Raw genomic sequence first — 16,670 nt, forward strand, 5'->3', positions numbered from 1 at the left:
CGATCTCACCGACCGGGGAGCAGCCGCCTTCAGTCTCGGATGGCTGGGCGATCAGCTGTGATCTGCGATGCGGTTATCCTACCCCGACGCGAAGCCAGACATCGGGATACCTCTTGTTGAACTCTGTGTAGACGCTGCTGCAGGAGCCGCAGGCCTCCTTGGTGACCATAATCGTCAGAATCCCGCGCTGCCCCGACGGAGGGCCAAGCTTCGCCGCGACTTCTTCGACGATCTTGTATTCCGCATCGGAGTTACGGGCGATCTTCCCGCCGCTCACCGTCTTCGGATTGAACACCGGATCCTTCGGCATGTCCACGGTGCCCGGCCGGTTCGCCTTGCCGCTGATGGACTTGTAGACGTCCACCGTCCCGTCCATCGACTGGAACACCGCGCCGGCGTACGCTCGCGTCTCGGCGTCCTTGACAGCGTCCAACGCCCCGCCCAGGGTGCCCTTCTCGATAAACTTCAGGTTCGCCATCGCCATGGCGTCGTAGGCGGAGGTCAGTCGGTCGAGGATCGTGACGTCCGCGACTGCCCGGGCCAGATTGGAAGCGCCGCCGGCGATCTTCTCGACCACCTGCCCCGGCAGTGCCGGGACGACCGCGAGTGCTGTGAGGAAGCAGGAGAGGTCGTCGCCGTCCGCGCAGTCGTACGCCGACCCGGTCGGGATCAGACCGAGAGTCCCTTGCTGGACCGCGTAGGCGACACTGCGCTTCGTGCACTCCGCCGGGCACACCCAGTCCGGGACCGGAATCGGCTGTGCCTGGGGCTTCGGCCGCGGCGTCTGGGTGCTTTTGCCGCTGGCCGGCGTCGGAGCGGGAGAGGGCCTGAGGCCGGAGCTGCTGCCACCGCCGCCGCTGATGCGGCTGCGAATGGTCTGGGCCATCTCGGGGGTGAACACGGTGCCGGGCGACGCGTTGCTGGTGTCACCGGGGGCCGAGTCGAGCCCACCGGTCTGCTCGGCACACGCCTGGCTGGCACACCAGCTCCCGTAGAGCCCGGTGGGGTCGCTCTGGTTGACCGGGTCGTTGTTGCTGTAGCCGTAGGCGTTCCACTGCTGTGGGGCGTTCTGGTCGAGCAACGGGTCCGGGGTGATGAACCGACCGGTCGCGGGCTGGTACTGGCGGGCGCCGAGGTTGATGAGGCCGGTGGTGTCGTCCTTGGTGCCGCCGACGAAGCCCTTGGTGCCGAGCCAGCTGCCCGATGCGGGCTGGTTGGAGCCGATCGGGTTGCCGAAGGGATCGCTGGTGCGGCGGCTGACGGCCAGGGCGGCGAGGTCGATGCTGACCGTGCCCGTGCCATGGTGATCGGCCGCCTGGACGACGAACGAGCCGGCCGCGGTGCCCGCACCGCGGCGGACGATGGTGAGACCGCCGGGGATGGAGTAGGAGCGCGTACCGGTCTGGGCCTTGACGGCCCCGGTCGTGCTGACGGTCAGTTCGTCGGATCCCAGGACGATGGTGTTGGTTCCGGGGTTGCGACGGACGAGCTGGTTGCCGTCGGCGTCGTACACGTAGGTGGTGGTGGTGTTGGGGACCGTCCACTTCTGCCCGGCCGGGACGGTGCTCGCGCAGCCGCCGAGGGCGAGGGGGGTGTTGCTGGTGGCGACGTCGCCGGGAATGGCGAGGCACAGCTTGGACGAGGAGTTCTGGATGGTCCCGTCGGCGCGGGGGGTCCAGGTCTGTGCGGCGGAGTTGTCGCACACCTGGACCTGGACGGCCGAGCCGTCGCTGGTACCCATGGCCTGGACGCACTTGCCGAGGACGACCAGCCGGTCGTTGGCGACAGTGTAGAGCTGGCTGCCGCCGTCGGAGCAGGTGTTGATCTGCAGGTTGGTGCCGTCGGCGTTGCTGCCGCCGGCCGTGGCGATGCACTTGCCGCCGTTGCCGGTGATCCGGCCCGGGGCGGTGTGGCTGGCCAGCTTGCCTTCGCTGGTCCAGGTCAGCGCCGAGGTGCCGGTGCCGGACGCCCCGCTGCGGACGGCCGTGGTGTTGCCGGCCGCATCGTAATGGGTGCTGCCGTTGGCGGTCGTGGTGCTGCCGGTCTTGACGGTCGATCCGAGCAGGGCGTGTGCCCCGCCCGTGCCGCCGCCGGTGTCGCCCGCTGCGGTCGGCTTGTTGACGGTCCCGGGGGCCGGGAACCGCTGGGTGGTGGTGGCGTCCTTCGCGCTGTCACCGGACGGGTCGTGCTGGACCAGCGAGGTCCGGTTGCCGGTCAGGTCGTAGGTGTACTCCTGCCAGTAGGGGTTGCCACCGCCTACCGTGGTCTTGGCCGGTGCCACGGCCCCGCTGGTCGGGGTCGTGTTGGTGCAGGCGCCCTGGTCGAGGGTCTTGTGCTGAAGCGGGTCCGGGGTGGTGATGCCGCCGGTGTCGGTCCAAGCGGTGGTGAGGCGGCCGAGGTAGTCGTACGTGAAGCACTGGCGGTCGCGGGCCGGGGGGGTGTTGTCAGGGGTGTTGGTGATGGAGGTGATGGCCCCGGACGGGTCGTAGGTGTAGCCGGTCTGCTGCACCGCACCGGTCAGGGAGGTCTGCTTGTCGAGGAACTGGGAGCGGATCCGGCCGGTGGCCTGGTCGTAGTCGGTCGTGGCGACGACCTGGGTGGCCCACGGGTTGACGGTGGAGCGCAGGATCCGGCCGAAGGCGTCGTACTCGCTCTGCACGTCGTACGTCGTCGCCCCGGCGTACGAGGTCATCTGGCCGTAGTCGTTGTACGAGTAGGCCAGCCGGTCCACCGGGAGGCCGCCGATAGCCGGGAGCGTGACGAGTTTCGGGTTGCCGGTGAGCTGGTCGTACTGGGTGGTGACGGTGTAGGTGAAGGCCCCCGAATCGAGCCCGGCCTCGCCCCCCGGGATGGTGGTCGTGGTGGACGTGGGCCGGTAGCCGTTGTCGTAGCCGGTGATGGCCGTGGTGTAGGCCTGTCCGCCACTTCCACCGACGTAGCGGGTGGAGGAGGCGGGCTTGCCCTTCATGATGCTGTCGAAGGTCCAGGCGGCCAGCTGGTTCGCCGGGACGACCTGGCCCTCGTAGAGGCCGGTCCTACGGCCAGCCAGGTCGTAGGTGTAGGCCAGGACTTGGCCCTTGCCGTTGGTGGTGCTGGCCAGACGCGACGCGGCGTCGTAGGTACGGCTGGTGGTTCCGGCGTCCGGGTCGCTCGCACCGGTCTGGCGGCCCCGCAGATCGTACATGTAGGACCAGCTGTTGCCAGCGCTGTCCGTCATCCCGGACCGCTGGCCGGACGCGGTGTACGCGTAGCGGGTGATGTCGGCGTCCGCGGCCTTCCCGGTGGCCGTGGCGGTGCGGTACTGCCACAGTTCGGTGGTGAGACCCCGGGCGTCGGTGACGGTGCTGGTCGGCCAGGCGCCCTGCGGCGGGACGACGTCGGTGCGGTCGACCCCCGGATAGGCGGTGGTGGTCTGACTCTGGAGGGCGCCGAGGGACCAGAGCGCGGCCACGGTCGGTCGGCCCAGACCGTCGAATGTGGTCCGGGTCTGGGCGGGGATGGTGCTGTCGGACGCGGTGACCAGGGTGATGGACGGTGCGGCATCGCGGTTGTACCAGGCGGCGCTGCTCGCCCAGGCTCGGCCCTGGGAGTCGTACTGGGTGTCGGTGATCAGCCGGCCAGCGTCGCCGGGACCGGCGGGCGAGGACTGGGTCTGGCGGGTGCGCGCGAAGCCGTCGAGCAGGGCCACCGTACGCTTGTAGACGGCGGTGTCACTGTCGACCATCAGGGTCGAGCTGGTGGTGGTCGACGGCACCCCGGTGGTGTTGGAGACGCTGTAGGAGAAGGTCTGGTTGGCGTTGGGCTTGGTGGCGGGGGTCCGCCCCGGCGACCAGACCCCGGTCAGCCGGCCGAGCGCGTCGTACGTCTCGGTGACGGTCTTCCCATTGGCATCCTTGACCGTGAGGGGCAGCGCCCGACGAGGGTCGAGGGTGGTGACGGTATCCCAGCTTCCGGAAGCCCCGGGGACCGGGACCGAGGAGGTCACGGTGGTGGGGAGTTCACCGGCGGCCGGTGCGTAGGCGGTGCTGGTGGTCGAGCCGCCCGGGTGCTGCGCATCGGTGTTGTTCGGATCGGTCGTCGAGACCATCCGTCCGTACACGTCGAAGGCCGCGGTGCTGGTGGTCGTGAACACCGCTGTCCCGGCGCTGTCGAAGCGGTCGAGGGTGCGCGTCGCGGTGGGGTCACCGATGTCGCCGAACCGGCCGTGCGGCAGTCCGTCATAGAGGACCTGGCTCCATGAGACGGTGTTGGCCGTCGTGGGCGCGGCCGTGCACGAGTCCGCGCCGGAGACCACCAGCGTCTCGGAGATGTGGTCGATGTTCTTCGGGTCGGGCCCGGTTGCGTAGACGCTGCGGGTGCAGAGGTCGGGAAGGCCGTCGGCCTGGTCGAGGGACGTACGGAGCCGGTTGTTGTGGTCCGGGTCGCTGGTCGTGGTCCTGGTGGTGCTGCGCCAGGTGCCGACGGCGGTCCGGGCACGACTGGTCGCGGTGGTGGTGGTGGCGTTGTACCGGGCCGTCAGGTCCGGGAGACCGGGGCGGGTCTGGGTGGCCGTGGTCACCTCGCCGCTCGAACTGTTGACGGCCTGGGACTGCACCGTCCCGTCGGCCTGGTCGTACGTCTCGCTCTGCAGGACGTTGCCGACGAGCCAGGGGACGTCCAGGGAGTCGCGGCCGAGGGCGTCCGTGAGGTGGACGCTGCGCTTGGTGCCGTTCTTCAGGATGTCGCCGTCCATGCCCTGGCGGTAGGTGATGACCGTCTGGCCCCTGGGGCCGTCGTTGCCGCTGCCGGTAGTGGTGGTGACGGTGGCGAAGCCGCGGAAGTCGTCCCAGGTACGGGCCTTGGGATCAGTGAACTGGCTGTCGTCCCGGTGCCAGGCGGCCGGTCCGTAGTCGAAGCGGGTGATCTTCGCCGGGGAGCCGGTGGCGAAGTCGTTCTCGGTGAACGAGGCGACGGTGTAGTGGTTGAACCAGTCCAGGACCGGGTCCGATCCTACGACGGAACCGGGCGGCAACCAGCGGACGGGGTAGCAGGAGCGGGAGTTGTCGTCCTCGGCTGCCGGCATCAGGCCCTTGACGCGGGAGCATTCCGGGAGGTTGTAGTCGACGTTGAGGACGCCGCCGGTCTCAGTGCGGATCTGCTGGATGCGCGGTCGGTTCATGATCGGCGGAGCGGGCACCAGGTCGGTGCCGTCGACGCGGTTGGGCAGCATCACCGGCACGAAGGTGACTGGTGGGACGGGGACGGCGGGGCTGCCGCTCTTGCCTGTGCGCTGGACGGACTCCAGCCACAGTGCCTTCTGGCTGGTGGCGTCGGCCGGATCGGGGAAGGAGTGCTTGAGCTCGTAGCCGTCGACGTCCTGCCAGGCGTTGTTGACCCTGACCTGGGTGCTGACGGAGGTCAGGTGCTTGGTGGTGAAGTAGGTCGGCCCGTAGGTGGTGCAGGTGCCCGTGTCCTTGCACTCCTGGTCGACCGGGACGTCGGGCCAGTTGTTCTTGTTCGCCACCGTGCGGTTGGCCGGGTCACAGGCCGTACCCGCCGCGAGGCAGCGCTCGCCAGTGGTGAAGCTGACGCGGGCGGCCGGCTGCAGTCCGCCCTTGGCGGCGACCTGCTCGCTCAGGCGCTGGCCGTAGTCGATCCGGGAGGGCAGGTTGGCACGGGTGTAGGGGGTCGGCGTGCCGTTGCCGTTGGCCTGACCGCCGCCACGGGCGTAGTAGTTGGTCTCGGGCGCCCATGTGTAGGTGGTCAGGTTGTCGTGGGTGTCGACGACGTAGTCGAGGGACAGGCGCTGCCACATCTGGCACCAGGACGCCTTGCCCTTGGCTGCGTCGTAGCAGCGGTCCCCGCTGTTCGGCGCATAGACGGGCACGGTGGAGGCGGAATTGGTGGCCGGGTCGCTCTTGTCGCCGCCGGGCAGGTGATTGAGCCCGAAGTAGTAGACCGTACCGACGGTGTCCGTGACCTTGGCGTAGGCGCCGTTGTCGGTGCCGTTCGCCGCGCCGGTTCCGAACTCGACCCTGGTGCCGTCGTCGTTCTTCAGCCGCCAAACTCCGGTCGCGTCGTCCGACCCGGCCGGGGTGCCGGAGACCCGGACAAGCGGTCCGGAGTGCGAACCGAACGCCAGGGCGGCATTGAAGCCGTCCCAGCACAGGTCGCCGGACCCGGTGATGCCGGCCTTGTCACAGGGCTTGTAGCTGCGCTCGATGAAGCCGGGGTTGAAGTCCCAGCCGTCACCGATCCAGGACGCCTGTGCGTTGGTGGCGGACGTCCTTCCGTCCACCGAGGAGGAGTTGTAGCCCAGCGAGACGGCGGGGGCCGATTCGCCGAGGGACGGCGGGACCGCGATCTTGTAGCCGTAGGTCAGTGCGCCGGAGTTGCCGCCGGTGGCCCAACCCGAGGAGGTCGTCAGGCTTGTGGCCGTGTACGTCCCACCGCCTCCCGACGGACCGGTCTCGGCGGCGAGCACCACGGCCGGGGCCGACGGCGCGGACGCGGGCGCGGTGGTGAGCGAAGCGGTGCTGAACGACGCCTTCGTGGCACCCGCGATGGCGGGCGCCGGCTCCTGACGGGCCGTGGGCAGGTCGACGTCCGCGACGAGGCGCTTGGACTCGGCGTCGTAGCCGGTCTTCACCGGAGTGCGGACCAGGCAGGACGGGTCCTGCGGCGTCGTCAGGGAGCAAGCTGGAAGTGACACCAGCCGACCGCGCGTGGCGAAGTCGCCGTCGCCGCGGACGCCGAGCGCCGCCGTGTCAACCGCGACCCGGACGGGCGTGGTGGCCGGCGGCTCGGTGCCGTCCGGAGCCGGAGCGGCGGAGTGCGACGTGAGAGACAGCAGGAGCCCGTCGACTCCGGCCGCGTCCGCGGCCTCGGTACCCGCCTTGACGACGGTGACGGAGTCGGCGCCCGTCAGCTGGGGCTGAGCCGCACTCACCCACACCGGCAGTGCGCCGGCCTGGGCAGCCGTCTCGCCGAGGCCGGCGGTCGCGCTCTCCTGCCTGGCTGCCGCTCGTGCGGGCCCGGGCTTGGAAGCGACGGGCACCGGGTAGTGGGGAGCAGTCTCCTCGGGCTTCGGCGCGGCGGCGGCCTTGACCGACGCAGTGCGCGCCAGGGGCGTGCCCGGAGGCGACCACACCCGGGTGAAGTCGGGTCCGGCGGCCGCGGCCTGTGCGGCCATCGGGCCCAGCAGCGTGGCGATCACGGCGAGTCCGACCGCCCCGGCTGTGTGCCGTCGGACGCCCGACAGAGTCCGGTTTTTTCTGTGAACTAGCAAGGAAATTCCAAGAGTTGACGATTCAATGCGATGCCTTTAATAGGCCATGGACTGTGGATTCTATTGGTAATTGATCGTCAATCTGCACCGGGGGCGCCCGGACGGAGTGGGCGACGCACATCACAATGCCGCTTTGAGGTATTTCAACCACCTTTGTTGCGACAGTTATCAAAAAAAGATCTTGACTGCTCCAGCCAGCCCTGACACTGTTCCGCTGACCTCTACGCAGTCCGCGCCAGAGGCTGATATGCAGGGAAATCGTGTGCGCACCACATCAGCGTTCTTGATTGATCGTCAAAAATCAGTTCCAGCCCAAAGAAAGACGCGTCCGACCGGATTCCTGGGCCTGTCGGTGGCGACCGCCCTGGTTGTTTCCGCGGGCCTGCTCTCACTCGCCCCGGTCGCGGTGGCGGACGGTCCCGGGAGCCTCCAGGAAATGGTCGAGGCCGGGGACGCCAAGCATGCGGGCGAGCTCCTGGACCCGCGCCCGGCTGAGCTGGCGATCGCCGAAGCCAAGCGCACCGGCAAGGACGTGCCGATCCCCTCGCTGACCGACGAGTTCAGTACCACCACCGCGACGCCCGGCGGCCGGCTCCGCCAGGAGCAACACATGGACGCCCAGCGGGTGAAGCGGGCCGACGGCTCGTGGACGTCCCTGGACGACACACTGGTGCGCCGTCCTGACGGGACGTACGCGCCCGCCGCGGCGAGCGAGGGCCTGGTGATCTCCGGCGGCGGCAGCGGCCCGCTGGCGACGATGAGGACCAGGGACGGCAAGGAGCTGTCGGTCGGGTCGCCATTCGGCGGCGCGCTGCCGGTTCCGATGGTGAGCGGCAACAGTGCGCTCTTCACGTCGGTGGCGCCGGACACGGACCTGAAGGTGACGGCCGACCGGTTCGGCGGGTACAGCACCGTCCTGGTGCTGCGCACACCGGCCGCCGCCGCGAACCCAGCGGTGCGTTCGCTGAACTTCCCCGCCACGGCCAAGGGCATGGAGCTGGCGGCCAACGGGGACGGCAGCCTGAAGGCCCTGAGCGGCGGTCAAGAGGTCTTCACCGCCCCGAAGCCGCAGATGTGGTCGGCCTCGGCCCCCGCTGCGGGCGGAACCGCCGCACCGACCGGGACCGGAGCCGTGAAGGCGTCGTTCACCACGCGCGTTGCAGCTCCCGCAACGGCTCCGTCCGGGGTGGGCGCGGGCCCGACCCGGCAGGAGCCCGACGCGCCCAGCAGCATGGAGGGTCCCGGTCCGAAGGCCACCGTGGCGGACGTCCCAGTGTCGGCGGCCACGGACGCGAAGGGCGTCGGGGCAATCAAGCTGTCGCCGAGCCCGGAGCTGCTCGACGGTGCCCATACCAGCTACCCGATCTACGTCGACCCGTCCTGGTCGAACGACGCACGCGGCAAGAGCCACCACGCCTGGGTCCAGTCCGCTTATCCGGGGGTCGGCAATTTCGACCGCACCGGCTCGGCGGACCGCGACCGACCGGGTGTCGGCTACCAGGGCTGGGAGACCACCAAGGGCGTCGAGCGGACTCTGTACGAGTTCAACCTCAATGGTTATCTGCCCAACACGACCATCAACTACGCGAACCTGCGGGTGTCGCAGTACATCTCGGCCGACTTCTCCTGCAGCACCACCTACCCGGTGACCGTCTACCGGGCTGACGCGTTCGACGGCTCCATCTCTTGGAACAGCCACCGGACGTACGAGCGTGTCGACGGCAGGAACGTACCCGGAAACGGGACCAACTCGGCCTGCTACGGCGATGTCCCCGTCGACTTCAACGTCACTGCCCCGATGCGCAACGCCCTCGCGGACACCGGCCGACCCCTGGCGTTCGCCCTGGTTGGCAACGAGGGCACCGGCGACAAGATGGGCTTCAAGCGCTTCGGCTACGACGCCGTCCTGTCCACCGAGTACGATCACCTCCCGCTGCAGCCGGGCGATCCGCGAACCTCACCCGCGGCGCACAGCGTCACCCGTGGTGAGGACGAGAGCTGCGCCGGTGGGCCCGTCTCCTCGCTGCGCTGGATCACCGACACCACCGTCAATCTGACCTCGGTGGTCAGCAGCTACAACCAGTCCCAACTCACTGAGTACGTCAACATCTGGGACGACTCGTCGTCTGGATCCCCGAGCGCCAGCAACGGCTGGTCGGGCTTCGTGCCCAACGGCAGCCGCGCCTCCTACAACGTCCCCCGCTTCACTCTCAAGGACGGCCACATCTACGGCTGGGCCACACAGGGCGACGACGGACTGCTCCGCGGCCCGTCGACCCCGGCGTGCCACTTCGCCGTCGACACCACTCCACCGGTCGCCACGTTCGGCACCTTTACCGACCCGAACACCCAGTTCCCGCCGTCGGGCAACGGCCAGACCACCAACCTGCGCCTCGGCCAGGAAGGTTCGATCCCCTTCACGGCCTACGACCCCAACCCCTCCGGCCTGCTGGCCTCGGGCGTCGTCTGCGTCCGCTACGGATTCGACCCGCAGCTCGCCGACTACACGCAGAACTGCGCGAACGCGGGTAGCACGCTGAACCTCAGCGAGATCAGGGTGAAGCCCACGCACTGGGGCACCAACGTGCTGTACGCGCAGGTCTTCGACGACGCCGCGAACGCCTCGCAGACCATGTCGTACTCCTTCTATGTGCCCTGGGCCCCCGGTCCGGTGGCCTTCGGTGACACCACCGGCGACGCTAACCCCGATATCCTGGTCCCGGACAGCGCCGGCAACCTGATCACCCACGGGCGGGCCACCGACCCGGGCAACACCAGCGTTCCGCCGACCGGCACCGCCGCCCCCGCCAACCAGGCGCCCGAAGCCGGGCGCACCTGGAAGGACTACAAGGTCACTCACCGCGGCTCGCTCGACCCGGGCCTGAACACCGACGACCTGTTCGTCCACCGGGACGGCGGCAGCTCGCTCTACTACTACTCCAACAAGCTCTCCGACCCGGGACGGTTCACGGCGAACCTGAAGAGGTCGCTGAGTCGCCCCAACTGCGAGGGCGACGCGGCGGCGTGCCCCGGCTACCGGCAGGACGAGGACTGGCGGTACACCACCCAGATCACGCCGATCGGCTCGGCCACCGACACCCGCACCCCCAACCGCGAGGTCACGAACGCCACTGGCATCCTCGCGGTCGAGTCCGGCAACCTCTGGTACTACCCGGCCGACACCAACCACACCCTGCGGGCCCCGAACCTCGTCGCCACCGGCGGCTGGGACACCCTCGACCTGATCGTCCCGGGCAACACCCTGGCCGTCGACCCGGGCGGCACCGCGCCGGTCACCCCGGCCGTGTGGGCACGCGCCCGCACCACTGCGGGCGACCGTACCGCCGGCGACATCGTCCAGTACACCCTCACCACCCAGACCCGTACGGACGCGTTCGGCGACTACACCGCCGTCACCGCTGTCGCCCCCGCCGCCGTGGCCAAGATCGGTGCGGGCGTCACGACCGCCGACTTCCCGACCGTCGGCGCGGACGGCGACGTGACCGGCGATGGTGTGCCCGACCTGTGGGCCCTCGACAGTTCCGGCAACCTGCACACCTGGCCGGGAGCCGTGACCGGCAAGGTCGTGACCGGCTTCAACGGCGACCACTACCGCGGCAACACCCAGGCGCCGCAGGCCCAGTGGAAGCTCCAGGGCGACACCGCCTCCGCCCCAGCCGGCAACGACGCCGTACCGAGCGACCTCACCTTCGCCGACGACACCGTCGACGGCCGTGCCACCAAGGTCGCCGTTTTCAACGGCAGCACCTCCGCCGCCACCACCGGCAAGCCCGTCGTTGACACCCGCCAAAGCTTCACCATCAGCACCTGGGCCAAGTCTGCCGGCACCGGCAACGTCATCGCCAGTCAGAACACCACCCGGGCCAGCAGCTTCCTCCTCTGGAGCGAAGGCAACGGGGGCGCCTGGCGCTTCGCCCTCGCCTACGCGGACGACAACAATTGGCCGTACGATTACACCTCGGTGACCAACAGCGCCGTCCTGGTGAAGAGCGACGTCTGGACCCAGCTCACCGCGACTTACAACGCCACGACTGGCCAGATGAGCCTGTACGTCAACGGCACGCTCGCCGGCAGCGCCTATCACAACGCGGCCACCAGCCCCGCCCCCAGCGGCGGGCTGGTCCTCGGCCGCTACCAGTACCAGGGCCAGCAGACCACCAGCTTCAACGGCCGCGTCAGCAATTTCGCCGTCTACAACACCCCCGTCGCCTCGCCCGCCAGTGGCATGACCATCCGCCACGCCGCCAGCAGCAACTGCATCGATGTCCCTGGTGACGACACGAGCCGCGGCATCGCCATCTGGCCCTGCAACAACGGCGCCAACCAGACCCTCACCGTCAACCCCGCCGACGCCTCCGTCAGTCTTCGCGGAATGTGCCTGGACATTACCGGGGGCAGTACCGCCAGCGGAGCCGGCGTCGGCCTCTGGAAGTGTGCGCCTGGCGCCGGGAACCAGATCTGGCTTCCCCGGGCTGACGGCAGCCTCTACAACCCGGCGACCAACCACTGCCTCGACCTGCCCAACAACGACACCACCCCCGGCAACCGCCTCGCCGCCTACGACTGCAATGGGACTCCGGCCCAGACCTGGAGCTTCCCCGTGCTGAAGACTCCGAGCCTGCCGGTGAACCCCTGATCCCTGACCCCTCGACCGCAGGCCGCGATGTACGGACGTCGCGGCCTGCGGCGTTCTCCGGGGCACCGGTCGGGGTGCACGGGTCTGTCCAGTGCTCTCTCGCGCACCGACTCCACCCGCGCCCGGGTGCCGCACCGCCGCCAGGACGTGGGTGGAGTCGGTGCGCTGACGCTAGCGGCGTCTGACCAGGCCTGCTTCCACCGGACGGTCCACTATCACCGCGGTCGGCCGGCCGGTCGCGGCACGCACGGCCTGCCCACCGAACCGGCGTCGCTCAGACCACCGCCCCGTTGTGGTCGCGCGCCCGGGCCGCGCCCGCCGCGTGAGGTGCCGGTGCCTCCTCGGCCTCCTGCGGCCGGTCCGGGAACCGGTCCTGGAGCAGGACGACCACCGGCATCGCGGTGAACACCGTCGACGCGGTGCCCAGCAGGACCCCGGCCAGCAGCGCCACCGAGAAGTCGGCGAGCGAGTCGCCGCCGAAGGCCGCCAGGGCCACCAGGACGAACAGCGCCCCCATGCCGGTGTTCACCGTCCGGGGGAGGGTCTGCGCCACGGCGCGGTCCGCGAGATCCGCCCAGCTCGCCTTCGCCCCGGTCCGGCGCAGCTCGCGCAGCCGGTCCAGAACCACCACCGTGTCGTTGACCGAGTACCCGACGATGGTGAGCAGCGCGGCGAGGAAGACGCTGTCCACCGGCTTGCCCAGCCAGGCGAAGAGGCCGAGGACGAGCAGCAGGTCCTGCGCCATCGCGATCACCGCTGCGGCCGCGAAGGCCCACCGGAAGCGGATCGTGAGGTAGAGCAGTTGGGCGGCGACCGCGAGCCCGAGCGCGGCCAGCGCGTAGCCGCGCAGCTCGCCGCCGAGGCTCGGCCCGATCAGCTCGTCGCGCTCCACGGACAGCTCGCCGGTGACGCCGGTGAGCGCCTCCCGGATGCGCTGGTGCTGGTCGTCGCCGGTCTCCTTGGTGCGGACGGACACCCCGGTGTCGCCGGTGGTCTGAACCACGGCCTGCGGGAACCCGGCGCCGACCACCGCCGCGCGGGCGGCGTCCGCGTCGACCCGCTGCGCGGCGGTGTACTGCGCCACCCGACCGCCGGTGAACTCGACGCCGAAGTCCAGGCCGCGCCCGCCGATCCCGGCCACGGCGAGCAGCAGCAGCCCGGCGCAGACGCCCAGCCAGCGCCGCCGGTGGCGCATCAGCCGGGGCGGCCGCCGGGTCAGCCGGGTCCGGAGCCGGCCGACGGTGGCCATGCCGGTCAGGGCGGGCCGCCGGGCGACGGCGGGCCGGCGCACCGCCCACTCGGCGAGCAGCCGGGTGATCAGCATGGCCGAGAACATCGAGGCCAGTACGCCGATCGAGAGCGTCACCCCGAAGCCCTTGACCGGGCCGGTGGCGAACACGAAGAGCAGACCGGCGGCGAGCAGCGTCGTCACGTTGGAGTCGGCCACCGCGCTCCATGCCTTCGCGAACCCGACGCGCAGCGGGCGCCGAAGGTCCCGCTCCCTGCCGGGGCCGGCCGCCCGAGGAGCGGTGTACTCCTCCCTGGCCCGTTCGAAGACCAGCACGTTGGCGTCCACCGCCATGCCGATGGCGAGCACGAAGCCGGCCAGCCCGGGCAGGGTGAGCGTCGCGCCGAGCGTGACCACGGCGGCGTATGAGATCAGTCCGTAGAGGGCGAGGGCGACGGTGGCCAGCACACCGAGCAGGCGGTACACCGCGATGACGAAGGCCCCGGTGCAGAGGAGGCCGATGGCCGCGGCGAGGGCGCTGGCCCGAATCGCCTCGGCGCCGAGGGTGGGGCCGACGGTGCTCTGCTCGATCACCGTCACTGGTACGGGCAGGGCACCGCCCTTGACCAGGGCGGCGAGATCGCGGGCCTCGTCGGCTGAGAAACCGCCGGTGATCTGGGTCGAACCACCGGTGATCCCCTGCCCGCAGGGCACGCTGTCCTGGACGCCGGGGGCGGACAGGACGCGGTCGTCGAGCACGATGGCGACCCGGCGGGCGGGGTCGGCCGGCGCGGCGCACGCGGCTTCCCCGGTGAGCCGGGCCCAGGCGTCGCCGGCCGAGCCGCGGAAGGAGAGGTCGATGCTCCAGCCGAGGCCCGTCCGGGTGTCGAGCACGGCCGAGGCGTCCTTGACGCCGTCGCCGGTCAGCACCGGCGGACCCAGCCGCAGGTGGCCGCCGGAGAGGCCGGGGTCGGCGAGGACCCGGGAGCCGTCCGCCGCCGGGGGTCCGGCCGGGCCGTCGGCGGTCGCGGTGACGGCGTGGAAGGTGAGCTGGGCGGTGCGGCCGATGACCCCGGCGGCCTCGCGGGGGTCCTGGACGCCGGGGAGTTCGACGACGATGCGCCGTTCCCCGGCGCGGGCGAGTGAGGGTTCGGCGACACCGAGACCGTCGACCCGGCGGCGCAGCACCTCCAGCGCCCGGTCGGTGGCGTCCGCGTCGGCGCGGACAGTGGGCGAGTCCTGGGTCTCCAGGACGATCCGGGTGCCGCCGCGCAGGTCGAGCCCGAGGCGGGGCGGGGTGGTCAGGGCGACGTAGAACGAGACGCCGACGACGGCGAGCGCGACGAGCGCGCGCCAGAACGCGGCACGGCGAATAGGCATGGGTACTCCACGGGCGGTCCGCGGGAGCCGGGCGTCCGCAGGGGGACGCCGCACCCGGGACGGGCGGACGCGAGGGGACGGCGCGCCGCCGGGAACGCTCCGGGCACGGTGGCCGGAGCCCTCCCGTCCGGGCCGCGGGCAGGCCGCGGCACCCGGGTCGGCGGGCGCGGTGGAACGTCAGCTGGACCGGGTGGAAGGGGGACCGCGGGTGTGGCGGGGGTCGTAGCGATCGGACGGCGGCGCCCGCTCCTGGCGCGGCCCCGGGGCGTACATCCCGGGCCGGGGCCGAGGGGCGTCCGTCCGGCCGGACGGGAGCGCGACCGGCGGGAGCGCGGGCAGCCGGACACCGACCTCGGCGGCGGCCGTCTGCCGCTGGGCGACGTCATGGCGGGGGCGGTCCGCAGCGCGCCGGACCTCCGCGCCCGCCGGGCCGAGCCGTGCGACGGCGGGGGCCACCGGGGCGGCGACGGCGGGCGGCGTGCCGGGGGCCGGCTGCGCCGCGCCCGTCGCCGTGCCTGTCGTCGTGCCGAGGAGGACCTGGCAGACGGCCCAGGCCGTGAGGAACGCCCAGGACAGCGCGGCCGCCGCGGTCCGACGTACCCGTCGCTCCACTCCGGCCCCCTCCCCGCTCGTGCCGTCACCAGGCCCCGCCCGCAAGAAGCTCTCACTGTAGGCGACGACACCGTCGTGCGGGGACGTCAGGGCGGCGGAGCGGCCCGGCCGAGGCCGGGGTCACGGTCCGGCGGGGACCTGCGCGGTGGCGTGAGGGCGCCCTCCCGAAGGACGGCGCCCTTGAGCCGGCGCCCTTGACCCGGCGTCCGCGGATCGGTGCCGCCGGCCGAGGAAGTAGCCGATCTCCAGCGTGCACCCGCCGTACGATCGCTCGCTCCGCCTGCGCGGGGAGGCCCGAACCGAGGACGTCGACCCCTGGGACTTCCACGCGTCCGCCTCGCCCATGGACAGACGAAGGCCGTCGGCACGCTCGACGGGATCGCCGTTCGCGCTCTCATCGCGCTCCGGCGGCATGGCGGTCGGGCTGGTCGGCCGCTTGGCGTCGCCTTCCCGCTCTGTCATCCTGCGGGAACGGTGGCCGGGGGAGGGCCGTCGGGTGGTCCGTGCTTCAGGGGGTTTGATGGGATCGGTCGGTGTGGTGTGCGCGGTGGCCGCGCTCCTCGGGGCGGCGCTGCTGCGATGGCAGCCGGCCCGGGGGAGGGCTGACGGCCTGACAGCCGCGGCGATCGCGGGGGTCCGTGGGGGGTCGAAGGCCGCACTGGTGGTGGCCGTCGTCGAGCTGCACCTCGCGGGGGTGCTCGACACCGACCGACGCGGCCGCCTGCGGCGGGTGGTGCACGCCCACTCCGCGCAGGACACAACCCCACTGCACCGGGCAGCGCGGACGGCGTTCGGCCGGGACCTGTCCTGGGCCGACGCCGTGACCACCCCACCTGTGCGGCGGGCCCGCGAGGAGACCCGCACCGACCTGGTCCGCCGCGGCCTGCGCTGCGGTCCGGCCCGGCTGGCCACATCCAGCGTGCTGGCTGCGGCCACGTGCGCCACGGGCGCGTTCGCCACCGCCCGGGGCGCCTGGTGGACAGGACTGCCCATGACCGTACTCCCGCTCATGCTGCTCTGCGCTCCGGCCCGCACCCTCGCCGGACACCGACTGCTGCGCGAGCTGCGCCGCCGGCACCCCCTGAACGGGGCGGCGGCATCAGGTGGCACACCATCGGAGCCTGACGGGGCAGGACTGCTGACCGCACTGTACGGACGCCGGGCGCTGCGCCTGCTGCTGCCGGACTTCGCCGCCCGGGCCGCGCTCCTCGGCGGGCGCGGGGCCCGGGAGACCGTCGCCCGCACCGGCAGCGACTACGGCCCGTACGAGGGGTCCGGCGACGCCGCGATCTACGGCGGCGACCTCTGATCTCGGGTGACCCCGAATGCCGCTGCCGGTACAGGCGCCCGTCATCGGACTGCGGCTCAGCACCGCTGCCGGGCCCTCCCGCCGCGGTGCGCGCCAACGCGGACCTGTGGCCCGCCGGTCCGCACACCGCACCGACCACGACGCCCCATCGGCCCCGCCAGTGCGGAGGCTTGCCTGCGGCCTTCTCCGCACCGCATGTGGCTCATGCGGCCCGATC

At 71.4% G+C, this 16,670-nt stretch carries 5 protein-coding genes; 2 read left to right on the forward strand and 3 right to left on the reverse strand.

Annotation, left to right across the window (positions count from 1 at the left end):
• Window positions 1-73: 73 nt before the first annotated feature.
• Window positions 74-7,195 (reverse strand): RHS repeat-associated core domain-containing protein, encoded by a 7,122-nt coding sequence (locus ACFY4B_RS25395; RefSeq protein WP_387971244.1) that lies wholly within the window; start codon window positions 7,193-7,195, stop codon window positions 74-76.
• 424 nt (window positions 7,196-7,619) lie between these two features.
• On the opposite strand from ACFY4B_RS25395, the gene ACFY4B_RS25400 reads away from it, so the two are divergent.
• The gene (locus ACFY4B_RS25400) at window positions 7,620-11,924 is read left to right on the forward strand and encodes a ricin-type beta-trefoil lectin domain protein (protein WP_387971247.1); all 4,305 of its coding nucleotides are present in this window, start codon (window positions 7,620-7,622) and stop codon (window positions 11,922-11,924) included.
• A gap of 274 nt (window positions 11,925-12,198) precedes the next feature.
• Here the strand turns inward: ACFY4B_RS25400 and secD are convergent, their stop codons facing one another.
• Both secD and ACFY4B_RS25410 read right to left on the reverse strand, forming a co-directional pair.
• Window positions 12,199-14,532, reverse strand: coding sequence for a protein translocase subunit SecD (gene secD, locus ACFY4B_RS25405; RefSeq protein WP_387971250.1), 2,334 nt, complete (start codon window positions 14,530-14,532; stop codon window positions 12,199-12,201).
• A 177-nt stretch (window positions 14,533-14,709) separates the two neighbouring features.
• Window positions 14,710-15,144 carry a hypothetical protein gene (locus tag ACFY4B_RS25410; RefSeq protein ID WP_387971252.1) on the reverse strand — a complete coding sequence of 145 codons (435 nt, stop codon included), beginning with the start codon at window positions 15,142-15,144 and terminating at the stop codon, window positions 14,710-14,712.
• A 520-nt stretch (window positions 15,145-15,664) separates the two neighbouring features.
• Between ACFY4B_RS25410 and ACFY4B_RS25415 the strand changes: the two genes are divergently transcribed.
• Complete coding sequence (locus ACFY4B_RS25415) at window positions 15,665-16,453, forward strand: TIGR04222 domain-containing membrane protein (protein ID WP_387971255.1); 789 nt, start codon at window positions 15,665-15,667, stop codon at window positions 16,451-16,453.
• The last annotated feature ends 217 nt before the right edge of the window (window positions 16,454-16,670 follow it).

It is taken from the genome of Kitasatospora sp. NPDC001261 (genome assembly GCF_042896795.1).
In the GTDB taxonomy this organism is placed as follows: domain Bacteria; phylum Actinomycetota; class Actinomycetes; order Streptomycetales; family Streptomycetaceae; genus Kitasatospora.